The sequence below is a fragment of the Brenneria goodwinii genome (assembly GCF_002291445.1).
Lineage (GTDB): Bacteria > Pseudomonadota > Gammaproteobacteria > Enterobacterales > Enterobacteriaceae > Brenneria > Brenneria goodwinii.
In genome coordinates this window covers 534,022-547,318 of record NZ_CP014137.1, presented here as the reverse complement: position 1 = coordinate 547,318, position 13,297 = coordinate 534,022, and the positions used below count along the sequence as shown (strand labels likewise).

General features: G+C 55.8%; 13 protein-coding genes and 1 pseudogene. 7 read left to right on the top strand and 7 right to left on the bottom strand.

Annotated elements, in window-relative coordinates; genetic code table 11:
- Positions 1–64: 64 nt before the first annotated feature.
- Entirely contained in the window at positions 65–961 is an 897-nt protein-coding gene (locus tag ACN28R_RS02490) for a LysR family transcriptional regulator (protein WP_095833487.1), read from the bottom strand.
- Between the two features lie 89 nt (positions 962–1,050).
- On the opposite strand from ACN28R_RS02490, the gene ACN28R_RS02485 reads away from it, so the two are divergent.
- The 3 genes from ACN28R_RS02485 to ACN28R_RS02475 all read left to right on the top strand — a co-directional run bounded on the left by ACN28R_RS02485 (position 1,051) and on the right by ACN28R_RS02475 (position 2,852).
- Positions 1,051–1,842: an NAD(P)H-dependent oxidoreductase gene (locus ACN28R_RS02485; protein ID WP_095833486.1), complete on the top strand. Its 792-nt coding sequence runs from the start codon at positions 1,051–1,053 to the stop codon at positions 1,840–1,842.
- 156 nt (positions 1,843–1,998) lie between these two features.
- Positions 1,999–2,364, top strand: coding sequence for a hypothetical protein (locus tag ACN28R_RS02480; protein WP_048637954.1), 366 nt, complete (start codon positions 1,999–2,001; stop codon positions 2,362–2,364).
- A gap of 218 nt (positions 2,365–2,582) precedes the next feature.
- Positions 2,583–2,852: an alpha/beta fold hydrolase gene (locus ACN28R_RS02475; RefSeq protein ID WP_220701766.1), complete on the top strand. Its 270-nt coding sequence runs from the start codon at positions 2,583–2,585 to the stop codon at positions 2,850–2,852.
- A 57-nt stretch (positions 2,853–2,909) separates the two neighbouring features.
- On the opposite strand, the gene ACN28R_RS02470 is transcribed toward ACN28R_RS02475, so the two are convergent.
- Positions 2,910–4,283: an MFS transporter gene (locus ACN28R_RS02470; protein WP_095833485.1), complete on the bottom strand. Its 1,374-nt coding sequence runs from the start codon at positions 4,281–4,283 to the stop codon at positions 2,910–2,912.
- Between the two features lie 140 nt (positions 4,284–4,423).
- On the opposite strand from ACN28R_RS02470, the gene ACN28R_RS02465 reads away from it, so the two are divergent.
- Positions 4,424–5,317: a LysR substrate-binding domain-containing protein gene (locus ACN28R_RS02465; RefSeq protein ID WP_095833484.1), complete on the top strand. Its 894-nt coding sequence runs from the start codon at positions 4,424–4,426 to the stop codon at positions 5,315–5,317.
- 21 nt (positions 5,318–5,338) lie between these two features.
- Here ACN28R_RS02465 and ACN28R_RS02460 read toward each other — a convergent pair whose 3' ends face one another.
- Both ACN28R_RS02460 and ACN28R_RS02455 read right to left on the bottom strand, forming a co-directional pair.
- Positions 5,339–6,148 (bottom strand): isocitrate lyase/PEP mutase family protein, encoded by an 810-nt coding sequence (locus ACN28R_RS02460; protein ID WP_048637951.1) that lies wholly within the window; start codon positions 6,146–6,148, stop codon positions 5,339–5,341.
- 193 nt (positions 6,149–6,341) lie between these two features.
- Positions 6,342–6,803 (bottom strand): hypothetical protein, encoded by a 462-nt coding sequence (locus tag ACN28R_RS02455; protein WP_095833483.1) that lies wholly within the window; start codon positions 6,801–6,803, stop codon positions 6,342–6,344.
- A 175-nt stretch (positions 6,804–6,978) separates the two neighbouring features.
- Here ACN28R_RS02455 and ACN28R_RS02450 point away from each other — a divergent pair, with 175 nt between their 5' ends.
- Entirely contained in the window at positions 6,979–7,557 is a 579-nt protein-coding gene (locus ACN28R_RS02450; RefSeq protein WP_048637949.1) for a TetR/AcrR family transcriptional regulator, read from the top strand.
- 50 nt (positions 7,558–7,607) lie between these two features.
- Here ACN28R_RS02450 and ACN28R_RS02445 read toward each other — a convergent pair whose 3' ends face one another.
- From ACN28R_RS02445 to tsuA, 3 genes and pseudogenes are all read right to left on the bottom strand, one after another.
- On the bottom strand, positions 7,608–8,381 hold the full coding sequence (locus ACN28R_RS02445; RefSeq protein WP_048637948.1) for a DUF3750 domain-containing protein: 774 nt from the start codon (positions 8,379–8,381) through the stop codon (positions 7,608–7,610).
- A 278-nt stretch (positions 8,382–8,659) separates the two neighbouring features.
- Complete coding sequence (gene tsuB / locus ACN28R_RS02440) at positions 8,660–8,884, bottom strand: thiosulfate utilization sulfurtransferase TsuB/YeeD (protein ID WP_048637947.1); 225 nt, start codon at positions 8,882–8,884, stop codon at positions 8,660–8,662.
- An 18-nt stretch (positions 8,885–8,902) separates the two neighbouring features.
- Positions 8,903–9,957, bottom strand: a pseudogene (tsuA, locus tag ACN28R_RS02435) (thiosulfate utilization transporter TsuA/YeeE).
- Positions 9,958–10,579: 622 nt separating this feature from the next.
- On the opposite strand from tsuA, the gene ACN28R_RS02430 reads away from it, so the two are divergent.
- Together ACN28R_RS02430 and ACN28R_RS02425 are read left to right on the top strand one after the other, a co-directional pair.
- A complete protein-coding gene (locus ACN28R_RS02430) occupies positions 10,580–11,722 on the top strand; it encodes an HlyD family secretion protein (RefSeq protein WP_095833482.1) in 1,143 nt (380 codons plus the stop codon).
- Entirely contained in the window at positions 11,719–13,287 is a 1,569-nt protein-coding gene (locus tag ACN28R_RS02425; protein WP_095833481.1) for a DHA2 family efflux MFS transporter permease subunit, read from the top strand. Before ACN28R_RS02430 ends, ACN28R_RS02425 begins: the two co-directional genes overlap by 4 nt.
- Positions 13,288–13,297 lie beyond the last annotated feature (10 nt).

Here is a 13,297-nt window from a genome sequence, read left to right as displayed (position 1 = left end):
AAAAACGCCGCTTGCGGCGGCGGGGGACGAGGGAGATTGGGCGAAATGACCCCGATATTGGCGTTTATACCGAGCTTGCGATACGTTCCCGCAACCATTGATGCGCAGGGTCGCGATGAACCCGCTCAGGCCAGAGCATGAGCATCTCGAAGCCGGGAACGTCGAGGGGCGGCTCGACCACTTGCAACACGGTATTGCCGCGCACTAACCGGGACGGCACCATCGCTACCAGATCGGTGCTCGCCAGTACCGCGCCAAGAAATAGGAAATGCGGCACGGATAAAACGACGCGGCGCGTCATACCCCGCTTGGCAAGTTCCGTATCCGTAACGCCATGAAATCCGCCGCCGTCCGGCGACACAATGACATGGTCGAGCTTGCAGAACTGCGCCAGGCTTGGACGGCGTGTCAAACGAGGATGTCCAGCGCGGCCGGCCAAGACATAACGTTCCGTGAACATCGACCTGCGATGCAGATCTGGCGACGCCTCGGAACCAATGAGGAAGGCCAGATCGATGTCTCCTTGCTCCGCTTTCCTCGCCACTTGCGAAGGAACGCTCTGGACGATGGCCAGGCGTGTCCCTGGCGCAGCTGCGCGCAGCCCCGCCAATGCGGGCTGCAGGATCGTAAACTCGCCGTAGTCAAAGGCCGCAACGCGCCAGGTATGGGTGGCCTGAGCCGGATCGAAATGATTGGAGGGGGCTACCGCCTGTTCCACCGCGGCCAATGCCTGCCGTAACGGTTCGCGTAGTTCGTCGGCGCGGGCCGTTGGCCGCATGCCGCGAGGACCGGGCAGCAACAGCGGATCGCCGAAAAACTCGCGCAGCCGGGCAAGCTGCACGCTCACAGTAGGCTGCGAAAGATGCAGGCGCTCGGCGGCGCGAGTCACGTTGTGCTCGATCAGCAAGGCGTCAAGCGTAACGAGCAGATTCAGGTCAAGACGCCTCATGGTATTATTCATGGCAATACCAGAAATTTCAGAAATTCATTTCTAATATATCTAATGCCAACCTATCGTGTCTCCATCAATTTACTGATGGAACACCAGCCATGAAAATTCTTCTTGTCCATGCTCACCCCGAGCAGACGTCCGTAACGCATCAACTGGCCGAGATCGCTTCCCAGGTACTGAAGGATCAGGGCCACGAGGTGATGCAATCTGATCTGTACGCCATGGGATGGAAGGCGGTGTTCGATGCCCAGGACTTTCCTAAGCGGGTCAATCAGGATCGCCTGTCTTTCATTGAAGAGTCGGAGCATGCGTTCTCCAACGGTTGCCAGACGCCCGACGTCGCGGATGAACAACGCAAGCTCCTGGCGGCCGACGCGGTGATCCTGCATTTCCCGCTATGGTGGTTCAGCATGCCGGCGATCATGAAGGGCTGGGTGGACAGGGTGTGGGCCTACGGCCTGGCCTATGGCTACCAAGGCGCCGGCAACGCCTATCGTTACGGCGAGGGCGGCTTTGCAGGAAAGCGGGCGCTGCTGGCAGTCTCTGTCGGCGGGCCGGCGATCGACTACTCGCCTCGCGGTATTAACGGGCCATTAGAGCAACTGCTTTTTCCCATCACGCACGGCACGCTGTTCTTTTCTGGTATGCAGGTACTGCCCACCTTCGCGGTCTATAAGGCTGCGGGACTCGACGCCAAAGGCATGGCCGAAGCCGCTGCGGCCTGGCGCAGCCGAGTGGAACGGCTGTTCGAGGACGCACCGGTTGCATTCCGTCCGCAGAACGGCGGCGACTATCAGGATCGCCATGTGCTGGCCGGCCATGTCGCGCCGAACCAAACGGGTTTGATGGCTCACATCGCCGATGCCTCTCCGCCCGCCGCAAGTCAGTGACGTCGCGCCGCACGGCCCGAAGAGCGACCGCCAGGGATGGCGGGTCACAAAAAACGATCGCTCTACCGCCGATAAGTGGACAAGCTGATAGTGGTAACGTAAATTGTTCGCATTGTTATTTGCATATAGATCGTTATTCGCGTATCAGAGGTCGCCATGAAACCTTACCTGCACCAGACTCAGAATCGTATTCGCGTTCGCTCCGACTACATACAGCGGAATCCCAAACAGGTAGCGCGGGTCGTCAGGGAATTGCATCTGCAGGATGGCGTGCAAGAGATAACCCATCGTCTCTATGCCGGATCCGTCGCTATCTGTTTTGATAGCCGCAAAGTCGCCGCCGGTGAATTGCTGGAAAAATTTGAACGGCTCGGCTGGCTGAGCGCTGCCAAAGACAGAGACTACATCGATAGTACGATTCGTCAGGGCGCCAAAACGCTGTTGAAAGGTTTGGCCATCGGCGCATTAAAACGCACCGTCGGCGGGCCGATTATCACGGCGATGAGCGTGCTGGCCCGTTGATAAATCAAATTGGTTGGTAAATTTCAACGCCACGAAACCATAGAACTATTTCCGTCGATGCGTGAATAGCTCTCTTCATTCATGCAGATAAATTCACTCGTGCCTCCCCCACAAGCGGGCGTGAACGGGTCGCGCAGGCCTATGCCGATGCGGCGCTGGCGTCGGACGACACCGCTTACCGCAGAGATCCGCCCGGCTTCAGAGCGCCTTCCGGCGCTATGGCCGACAGCTTTGAACTGGCGATAGGCAACAAACAGTGGCAGGCGTCACGCCTTACCATGCCGGTGCTGATTATCCGCTCAGAGAGAGATTTCTGGAGCCGCCCGGAAGATGCCGACGCGCTGGCGCAAGAAGCGCCCAACGCACAGACGCTGACCATCCCGGCGGCCACGCACTTCGTCCACCTCGATCGGGACGAGGCCGGAAGAGGCCGGTTTCTGTCAGCCGTCAGCCGATTTCTGATGCCCGAAGACGATGAACGGGAGTGACTATCCGCAAGAACAGTCACGCCTAATGCGAAATAACCGGCGCGATGGCTGCGGGGATCATACGCTCTTACCAATATCCTCCGTCAGCAGCGCGCCCAGCAGTGCAAAGCCGATCAAGGCGGCAAAACCGTATTGAAAGCCGGCCATACCGGGATGAAGATTGAGAACGATCACCATCAAGGCGAGGGCAATCGCGCCGCTGGCGTACTGCGCCGTAATCATCAGTCCGCTGGCTATCCCCTGCTGCTCATCCGGCACCTCATGCATGCCAACAACGAATTTGGCGGTGTAGATCATCCCATGCCCCACGCCGCTCAGTAACAATCCGGGGATAAACCAAAGCCAGTCGATCTGTTCTTCGAGGGAGAAAACGATAAGCAATAACCCTGTGGCCCCAAGCAGAAATCCCCAGCGCAACACCCTAAGCGCCGCCATTCGCGTAAACAGCTTACCAGCTACGGCGTTGCCGACAATAATCATCAGCGTCAACGGGATGAAAAGCAGCCCGGTCTGCAACGCGCTGTAGCCATAGTGATCCTGCATCAGTAAGGTGAGCAGAAAGAGTTCGGTCCCCACGCTGGCCATGTATAACGCGCTGGAGAGACTGCCGCGCTGCAACGAGACCAATCGCCTTACACCCCGGCCGACCAGCGGTTGTTTGCCGTATTTCTCGCCGAGTAGAAACAGTGATAGCGATATTGCGGTCATACCGAACCAACGATGGGTATTGATATGGTGAAGGCCATGATCGGCTAACGATGTCATCGCCAGCACGATACTGAGTACGCTCAGGGTTCCCAATAGTGATGACCATAGCGGTAGTCTTTGGCGCTGCGCCGGGCGAACGATAGCGTGGAAATAGCGGCGAGCAGACCAGATACATATCAGCCCGATCGGCACATTGACCAAAAACACCAGCCGCCAACTGAGCTGGGTAAAGAGTCCACCCAGCACGACGCCGACAACCAATCCCGCGGCCCCCACCGCACTCCATACGGTTAACGCCTTCGCCCTCTCACGTCCCGGACTGAAATAGTGTGAAATCAACGCGATAATGGCGGGTTGCAGAAACGCCGCCCCCAGTCCCTGAATACCACGGGCGGCGATCAGCGCGGCGGCGGAGGTGGTCATCCCGCCCAGCAGCGACGCCAGGCTGAACAACGTAAACGCAAAAATAAACATGCTTTTAGCGCCAATCGCATCGCAGAGCCTACCGCCCACCAGCAGAAATCCGGCAAATATTACCCCATAGGCGGAAACGATCCATTGCGCATGCGCATCGGCCAATTGCAGGCTACTGGCGATATTGGGCAATGCGACATAAATAATCGAATAATCCAGCGCGATAACAAACTGCGCCAGCGACAGCACCATCAGCGTGAGTGATAAACGCGGCAGAAGGTTGTCATCTTCTGGAATACAATTTGTCATAGCTCTCTATCCATCGGAAAAAAATCAAACCATCAACAATGAATTGAATTCATCATTGATACAGCGTTTAATCAGCTTATATCCATTGATAAAGCCGATTCAAAGTCATTGATTTCATCCATAGATGAGATAAATTCAGCGTGAAAAAGAAACGTCTGCCGCCGTTAGGCGCGCTCAGAGCCTTCAATGCCGTTGCCGTTCATCGCAGCTTCAAACTGGCTGCCGATGAGATTGGCGTCACCGCCACGGCAATCAGCCATCAAATACGCGTACTGGAAGAACAACTGGCGACGAAAGTGTTCGAACGTAGCGCCAAAGGCGTAACGTTAACCTCCGTCGGAGAAAAACTTTTCCACACCACAGAGCGTGTATTCAGCGAACTACAGGACACCATAGTAAGTATTCATGCCGATACCGCGCCGCCGGCGTTAACCATCACCACTACGTCGAACTTTCTTACTCACTGGCTGGTGCCGCGTCTGGCCGAACTGAAGATGGCGTTGCCAGATATCGATTTACGCTTGCATACCAGCGTGGAACGAATTGATTTGACGAGAAAAACGGTGGATGCGGCAATCCGCTACCGTGAGGAAGAAGAGGAAACATTAACATCGACGCTGCTTTATAAAGATCGCTTTATCCTGGTCGCCAGCCCGATGCTGGCAATCGAACAACTTAGGGATTTGCCATCGGCAACGCTGTTTCACGTCGATAATCGCCATGTCCCCGCGCTTTCGCCAAGCTGGGAGAACTGGCGCAATCGCTTTGGCCCCGCCGATCTGAATATTGAAACCGGCTTACACTTCACTGATGAAACCCATGCCATTCAGGCGGTAGTCGCCGGTCAGGGCATCGCGATCGTCAGCAGCCTGCTGGCCCACGACTTTATTCAGCAAGGCGTTCTCACCGCGCCGTTTGCACATGCGCTTCCCGGTGCGAATTACTATCTTGTCACTCTGCCGGAATATGCCGTTCGGGAGGATATCGCCAGCCTGAGAAGCTGGCTGCTCAGTAAAATGAAAGAAACCGTATAAAACCTGGCGCCCCGATAGGCATTAAGGGAAGTAACGCTCGATTTCGCTAAACCCTACCGCCGTTTCAAGAGATGAGAAATCACCGTCCGCTTTCATCTCCCCGGCCGCCCGGATAAACGTGCCCAAAACAAGACGAGCCAAAGCGGATCCGACGCTGATGCGCTTCACGCCCACGTCTTCTAACTGAGCCACGCTGAACGTTGCCCCTTGAATGCCGGTAATGACGTTAACCGGTTTAGAGAGTGACTGGCATACGGTTCGGATAGTAGCAAGATCGCGCAAGCCGGGCGCATAAAGCACATCCGCCCCCGCTTTTTCAAAAGCCTGTAGCCGTCTGAGGGTATCGTCGAGGTCCGGTTTACCCCACAGATAATTTTCACAGCGTGCGGTGAGCACAAAGTCATGCGATAAATGGCGACAGGCTTCAGCGGCGGCCTGAATGCGCTCCACCGCAAGTTGGAAATCATAAATAGGGTGTTCGGCGTTCCCGGTAAAATCTTCCAGAGAGCATCCGGCAAGACCAATGCCGGCGGCAACCCGGATCGTCTCGGCGGCGCTTTCAGGACTGTCGCCGAGCCCATTTTCAAGATCCGCCGAAACAGGGAGCGGGGTGGCCTCAACCAGCGATTGGCAATGCTTTATCACGTTTTCCCACTCAACGCGCCCTTCCCTGACGCCCATCGAGAAAGCCATACCCGCACTGGTCGTCGCCAATGCCTGAAACCCCATCGCGGCCAGAATTCGAGCCGTGCCAATATCCCACGGATTGGGAATGATAAATGCGCGGGAGCCTTCATGTAACTGTCGAAAAATCTTACCGGCGTTCTCCATTGCTCCTCCATGTTAGCCAATACATTTACTATGTTAACAACGGCATGCTTCGGTGCTCAAAATAGAAGCAAAGCCCCCGGCTCGCAAGTAAAAATGCTTAGCATAGGGAAAACAGACCTACCGCGAGGCGACTGATCATAGCGCCATGATAGTTATGGCTCATTTTCCCGGTCCGCCGGCACGTTGAAATAACTCAAATCCGCCGCCAGACCTGGACAAGGCCGCAAAGATGGACCGCGCCATAAACCAGGCAAATAAGGGAACTCCAGATATCGAAAAGCGCGATCTGGCCTGGCTCGATGACCAGACGCGGAAATATCGCCAGCCCGCGCAGTAAATAGACGGCCGTAATGGCGCACAGAGCAGGTTTAAGCATTGGCAGTTTTTGAAGAACGCCAGCGCCGGAAAGCGCATACAGCCCCCAAATCGTCAGGATGAGTGCGATGATCGCAGTAACCAACGGCGGATACCACTGTCCCGCGGCGGCGGCCGACGCCATGCGTTCTCCCGCACCGAAAAAACGATACCAGGGCGCGCCGCCAATAATGATGACGACATGCAGCACAGCGGCAATGGCGCTCAACCCGGCGGCAACGATCAATAACGCATTATATTTGGCTGGTACAGGCGTCGAATTTCCACGTAAATCGGCCATAGATCCTCTCCTGAAAATCTCATTCTCCATAACGCCAACGGCGATATAGCAAGAAATGGCGTCCAGTGCGACACGGCGAAGATCGAACCACCGCGGGCAATGCCACAACCATACGGTTGCGTATGTATCTCCCGCCGGCTTGAAAATGTCAATACGCCAGCGTATGGTTTGAGCCATGACGCAGAAAAAGAAAATCAGACTGGCGCGCGAAGACTGGATATTGGCCGGCTTCCGGGCGCTATCCCGATCTGGCGCGTCCGCTCTCAAGGCGGAAGCGCTGGCGCGCGAACTCGGAACAACCAAGGGGTCGTTTTACTGGCATTTCAAAGACGTTGCCGATTTTGAAACCGCAATGCTGACCTATTGGCGGGCGCGGGCGAACGAAGAGGTGATCGCGACAGTGGCTCTGTCAGGAAAATCGCCGCAAGAGGGTCTACAGGAATTGGTGCGTATCATCGCGGGATTGCGTAATGCCGCCGATGGAGGGCTACGATCCGAAAGCGCGATCAGACAATGGTCGGTCACCAACAGCCGCGTCGCCGCAGCCCAGCTTGAAGTTGATACCGAGAGACTGAATTATCTGACCGCGCAATTTGTTCGCGCCGGTTTTTCCCATGAACGCGCGATCTTGCTCGGGAAAATATTGTATGCGGCGGTGATCGGGTTTGAATATCTTGAGCTACAGCAGCTCGCCGCCACACAGGAAGGGCTAACCGGGTTACTAGATCAACTGCTTTTGGCGGACAAGGCATGAGAGCGGATGGACAGACGGCGGCTATTCACTGCGCTTGATAAACACCGCCGTCAGCCCTCATCTTTTTTCAAATTGTCGCTGCCAAGCCGGCCAATAAAGGGTAAACGCAACGCCGGGGATTTAATATCCACCCCCGCATTGAGCCCCAAGACATTCACCTCAATCCCCTCTTCCACGCCCAGCGTCAAACCCAGCACGCCCAGCAGCGATAGCTGCACGCCTTTGCCGGAGGGGGGTAAGCCAATCGGACGCGTTAACGGCCGATAATCCTTACCAATCGCGTTAGCCGGCATATCCAGCTTCAACGCCGGCACTTCCCTGCCGATATGCGCAATAAAGGTATTGCTGTTTGGGCCGGGCCATACGCGATAGGTGTGCGGATAGGGATAGCTTTTGATCGCGGCTTCAATCCGCGGGATCATCGCCTCGGCCTCGGCCCCGCGATGATCCGCCAGCAGTTCAGGCCGTGAGCCATACCAGTATCCATCGGGGATCGAACGGTTACGGCGAATAACATTATCGTCGCCCCAGCGGGTGACCTCGTAGCGGCTGTATTGGGTTTCGCCAGCCTTCTTGAAGATGATCCAGGGATGAACCGCCAGCAGGCCGCGCCAGCCGTAAGTGGGCGCCGCATAGACTTGCACTATCGCGGTCTGGCGAAATTTCACCGGATCCGGCGCAATCCCCGCGGAATCACGCCGGGCATGCCAAAAACTCTGGCCGGTTAATGCCTCTCCGCGCTGCGTCGCTTTAGCATAACTTTGCCAAAACGATAGCAGCAGCACACAGATAAACCCGATACTCAGCGCCTTGATATAACTCATATATTCAGTTAACCCAATGAAAAGAAATAAAAATGAAGGATGTTAACCATTTCAATCCCGTCACCGGGCCGGTAGTCGGAACCTTTACCTGATACCATCACTTAATAGCGTATTTTTTTCAATCTATCACAACAATTGAAAAGAGATACCGGCAAAAAATGGCGCGATCGCAACGCCGCGCCGAATGGAGCCGGCGGTTATGCCTTCGCCAATGCAACAACGGGCTATTGCGTTCGCAACAGCCCGTTGTTTTCACTGTATTGAGAATGAAAGCCGAATCAGCCTTTCTTCACCGTGATGCTCCATTGCGCGTCGCCGACCTGCTGATAATCGGAAACGGTATGTCCCTCTTCCGCCGCCCAGAGCGGAATGCTCTCCGTTGCCTGGGTGCAGTCGAAATCAATCACCAATTCATCGCCGGACTGCAATTCCGCCATCGCCGCCTGCGCTTCGATAAGCGGAAACGGACAGACCTGGTTTACCACATCAAGTTTTTTAATCATAACAACCCCAATTACTGATCAGACAGACACGGTTTGCAGGCGCGTCTGGCGTTTTGGACGGACAAACAGATACCATGACGCGGTCCATACGCCCAGGATAATAAACGTTAGCCCAACCCAGCCCTGCCAGGTGATCATGGCGGTCATCACCAGACCATTGCCGATAGAGCATCCGCCCGCAATGCTGGCGCCGAATCCCATCAGGATACCGCCGATAAAACTGCGTACCGAGGTGGCGGCATCGGCGGCGCGGATACGAAACTCCCGGCTGCCTTTCGCGGCAATGAACGCGCCGAGGAAAATCCCCAGCACCAGGAACACGCCCCAATTGAGAAACTTGTCGTCACCCACTACCAGGTACTGCAGAATATTGGCGCTGGGCGCGGTAATGCCTAAGCCGAAAACACGTCCGGTGGCGGCGCTGAGCGGCCAGGCGAGCAGCGCGATAAGGCCAATGAGAACGGCGGTGGCAAACGGATGCCAGCGTTTTTCAAATAACAGATGCGCAAGGCCCGACTTCTTCGGCGGCAAAGAAGCAATCTTCAGCTTCGGTTTTTTCAGCTCTTTCGCCACCAGCCAGAGGGTCACTACGACCAGCAGCGCGATAAACGGCCACGGCGACAGGCCAAACGTAGCGGCGATAGAGTATGCTCCGTGCTCAGGGACTTTATCTGCCGATTGAACGCGGCCAGATGATCGGATCGCATAACGGCGCTGGCAAGCATATAGGCAAACAGCGCAATCCAACTACCGATCAGCCCTTCACCGGCGCGATACCAGGTACCGGTGGCGCAACCGCCGGCCATCACAATGCCGATGCCGAAGACATAACCGCCCACAATGGTGCCAAACCAGGGAAAAGCGCCGGCATCATAGTTCAACTGCCCTGTGGCGATTAAGGCGAAAACCCCGATGCTCTGAATAGAGATGGCGATTAACAAGGCGTAAAAAATACGGTTATTTTTGGCAATGTACATATCACGAAAACCGCCGGTAAGGCAGAATCTGCCTCGTTGCATGACAAAGCCAAGCAGAGCGCCGCATAACAGCCCGGTGAAAATCATTTGCAGCATAGTAAATCGATCGCATTCAAACTATATGGAAGATAAAGTATTCCCCTCTCCCTTCCATCCAGCAAATAACCAAAAAAAATAATATATAGAGAAATGGCATTAACCCGTGCGCGCCCGTTCCTGCCATACGGTCAACGTGGTCATCGCATATAAACCAACGCGCCATTGGATCGAAGAGAATAAAGAATACCGTTACAAACCATGTCGTTATTTTCCCTATCCCCCCGCGATCTCATGCCTATCGGCAAGCGGCCGACATTACCGCTTCATATAACCGGCGCGCCGGGACTCCCGCCTCGGATACGCGCCGATAAAACCGCCCGAAACCCGTGATATCGAATGAACTCGGGAAAAACATTTTGCCGTTTATCGTTTCATTTTCTTACCAGTCATTTACCTGGTCATACCTTGATTGACCGGCCCGTTAGTCATATGGTCGAAAATACCATCGGTGAGAGATAAAGCCGGAAGGTGCGTTTGAGCGCTATTAGAGATTAAGACGGCGCAAGCTATACAAGTCACATCAGTCCGCAATCAGTTATACCTGGTGATGCCGGATGAGTTATCCGTCTCAAATAGCAGCGTTAATTTAGAGGACTCGGCTTGAGTCCGTCGTATAACGATGAGAACTATGGCTAATCAATCGATTTCACCGTCAGAGGATGACCTGCGTCATCAAGATGGCAACCAGCAGCAAAATAATCCAGACAACGAACCATCCGAACGCCGAAGTCCTGGCAAAAAACCCCTGATTATCCTCGCGATAGTGGTGGTGATTATGCTGATCGCGGCGCTATGGTTCTGGCTGACCACGCGCAACATTGAAACCACCGACGACGCCTTTACCGAATCCGATGCGGTTACCATCGCGCCAAAAACATCGGGCTACGTCACCCAACTGTTGGTGAAAGATAACCAGCGCGTGAAACAGGGCGATCTGTTAATGGTGATCGACCCGCGCGACAACACCGCCCAGCGCGATCAGGCCCAGGCCCAGTTGGGGCTGGCTATCGCGCAGCTACATCAGTCGCAGGCGGCGCTGGATCTTGCCAAGGTTCAGTATCCGGCGCAAAAAGATCAGGCGCTGGCTCAGTTGGCGAAAGCGCAGGCCAATTTTCTCAACGCGCAGGAGGACGACAAACGGCAGCGGGGGGTGGATCCACGCGCCACATCGCAACGCAATATCGATGCGGCCAGCGCGCAGTTAAGAAGCGCGCGGGCCGAACTGGAAAACGCCAAAGCGCAGGTGGAGATCGCCTCGCAGATCGCGTTGCAAATCCGCCAGCAGGAAACCGCCGTTGAAGCGTGTCAACAGCAGGTGCAACAGGCGCAAGCGCAGCTTAATACCGCGAATCTCAACCTCGACTACACCGAAGTGCGCGCTCCTTACGACGGCTTTATCACCCGGCGTAACGTGCAGGTCGGCAGCCTGGTGCAGGCGGGCAGTTCGCTGTTCTCGCTGGTTTCGCCGGCGGTATGGATCAACGCGAACTTTAAAGAGTCGCAATTGCAACGGATGCGGCCGGGCGACAAAGTTGACATCTCCGTTGATGCCTGGCCGGAGATGAAATTACAGGGCCACGTGGACAGTATTCAGATGGGGTCTGGCTCGCGTTTTTCCGCCTTCCCAGCCGAAAACGCCACCGGTAACTATGTGAAAATCGTGCAGCGCGTGCCGGTGAAAATTGTCATCGATAAGGGACTGGACGTGGATAAACCGCTGCCGTTGGGCCTGTCGGTTGAGCCCAGGGTGACGGTGGAATGAGCCAGAGCCAGAGCTGGCGGCCGGCCGGCAACCCCTGGCTGGTGGCCATTACGGTTACGCTTGCGGTGTTCATGGAAATCCTGGACACCACCATCGTTAACGTCGCCCTGCCGCACGTCGCCGGTTCCCTCTCCTCCAGCTATGACGAATCCACCTGGGTGCTGACCTCTTATCTGGTCGCCAACGGCATTGTGCTGCCCATTTCGGCATTTCTGAGCCGGGTGTTCGGCCGCAAGCAATTCTTTCTAATCTGTATTGTGATGTTCACCGTCTGCTCCTTTCTTTGCGGCATCGCCACGGAGCTGTGGCAGATCATTCTGTTCCGGGTGATGCAGGGCTTTTTCGGCGGCGGTCTGCAGCCGGTGCAACAGTCGGTGCTGCTGGATTATTTTAAACCGGAAGATCGCGGCAAGGCATTCGGCCTCTCGGCGATCGCGGTGATCGTCGCCCCGGTGCTCGGCCCGACGTTGGGCGGCTGGATCACCGATAACTATAGCTGGCGCTGGGTGTTCTTCATCAATATCCCGGTCGGCATTTTCAGCGTGCTGGCCATCTACCAGTTGCTTGAAGATCCGCCGTGGGAACGCAAGATGGCGAAGGGTAAGTTAAGCATCGACTATATCGGTATCGGCTTGCTGACTCTCGGACTGGGCTGTCTGCAGGTGATGCTCGATCGCGGTGAAGATGACGACTGGTTCCATTCCAACTTTATTATCACCTTCGCCGTACTGACGGCCATTGGTCTGGTCGGGGCGGTCTATTGGCTGCTGTACGCCAAAAAACCGGTGGTGGATCTTTACTGCCTGAAAGACCGCAACTTTGCGGCGTCCAGCGTGCTGATGGCGGGCATGGCGATGATCCTGTACGCCAGCGCGGTGGTGATCCCGCAGTTGGCGCAGCAGGATTTAGGCTACACCGCCACCTGGTCGGGGATGATCCTTTCACCGGGCGCCGTACTGGTGGTATTGACGATCCCGATCGCGTTAAAACTCATGCCGCTGGTGCAGACGCGCTGGATGATCGCCAGCGCCTTCGCCACGCTGGCCGCCTCTTTCGTCTATTCGTCCCAGTTGGCACCGAATATCGATTTCACCACGCTGGTATTGATGCGCAGCGCGCAAACCATCGGGCTCGGCTTCCTGTTTGTGCCGCTGACCACCATCGCGTTCGTCACCATTCCGCGACGGCTGAATGCAGATGCCTCGGCCCTGTTCACCATGTGCCGCAACGTGGCGGGATCGATCGGCATTTCGCTGTCCACGGCGATGCTTACCGAACGACAGCAGGTGCACAGCGCCAATATGGTGCATAACATGTCCGCGCTGAACGAACCGTTCAACCAGACGATTGAACGCTGGGCGCAAGCGATCAGGGACTTTTCCACAATGGCGGGCGACCCCGTCACCCTCGCCACCGGCCAAATGTATAAAGAGATGATCGTTCAGGCGCGCATGCTTGCCTACATCGACGTTTTCAAGGGTCTGAGTATTATCGCCCTGCTTCTTATTCCTTTTTGTTTACTGCTTGCGCCGATCAAGAGCAAGGGCAGTGCAGGAGCACACTGACATGAGGGTT

What these genes read in the sequence shown, in the direction of transcription:
- ACN28R_RS02480 (WP_048637954.1), top strand. Translation starts at nt 1,999, where the DNA reads ATGAAACCTTACCTGCACCAGACTCAGAATCGTATTCGCGTTCGCTCC.
- ACN28R_RS02455 (WP_095833483.1), bottom strand. Translation starts at nt 6,803, where the DNA reads ATGGCCGATTTACGTGGAAATTCGACGCCTGTACCAGCCAAATATAAT.
- ACN28R_RS02450 (WP_048637949.1), top strand. Translation starts at nt 6,979, where the DNA reads ATGACGCAGAAAAAGAAAATCAGACTGGCGCGCGAAGACTGGATATTG.
- ACN28R_RS02445 (WP_048637948.1), bottom strand. Translation starts at nt 8,381, where the DNA reads ATGAGTTATATCAAGGCGCTGAGTATCGGGTTTATCTGTGTGCTGCTG.
- ACN28R_RS02470 (WP_095833485.1), bottom strand. Translation starts at nt 4,283, where the DNA reads ATGACAAATTGTATTCCAGAAGATGACAACCTTCTGCCGCGTTTATCA.
- ACN28R_RS02475 (WP_220701766.1), top strand. Translation starts at nt 2,583, where the DNA reads ATGGCCGACAGCTTTGAACTGGCGATAGGCAACAAACAGTGGCAGGCG.
- ACN28R_RS02485 (WP_095833486.1), top strand. Translation starts at nt 1,051, where the DNA reads ATGAAAATTCTTCTTGTCCATGCTCACCCCGAGCAGACGTCCGTAACG.
- ACN28R_RS02490 (WP_095833487.1), bottom strand. Translation starts at nt 961, where the DNA reads ATGAATAATACCATGAGGCGTCTTGACCTGAATCTGCTCGTTACGCTT.
- tsuB (WP_048637947.1), bottom strand. Translation starts at nt 8,884, where the DNA reads ATGATTAAAAAACTTGATGTGGTAAACCAGGTCTGTCCGTTTCCGCTT.
- ACN28R_RS02460 (WP_048637951.1), bottom strand. Translation starts at nt 6,148, where the DNA reads ATGGAGAACGCCGGTAAGATTTTTCGACAGTTACATGAAGGCTCCCGC.
- ACN28R_RS02430 (WP_095833482.1), top strand. Translation starts at nt 10,580, where the DNA reads ATGAGAACTATGGCTAATCAATCGATTTCACCGTCAGAGGATGACCTG.
- ACN28R_RS02425 (WP_095833481.1), top strand. Translation starts at nt 11,719, where the DNA reads ATGAGCCAGAGCCAGAGCTGGCGGCCGGCCGGCAACCCCTGGCTGGTG.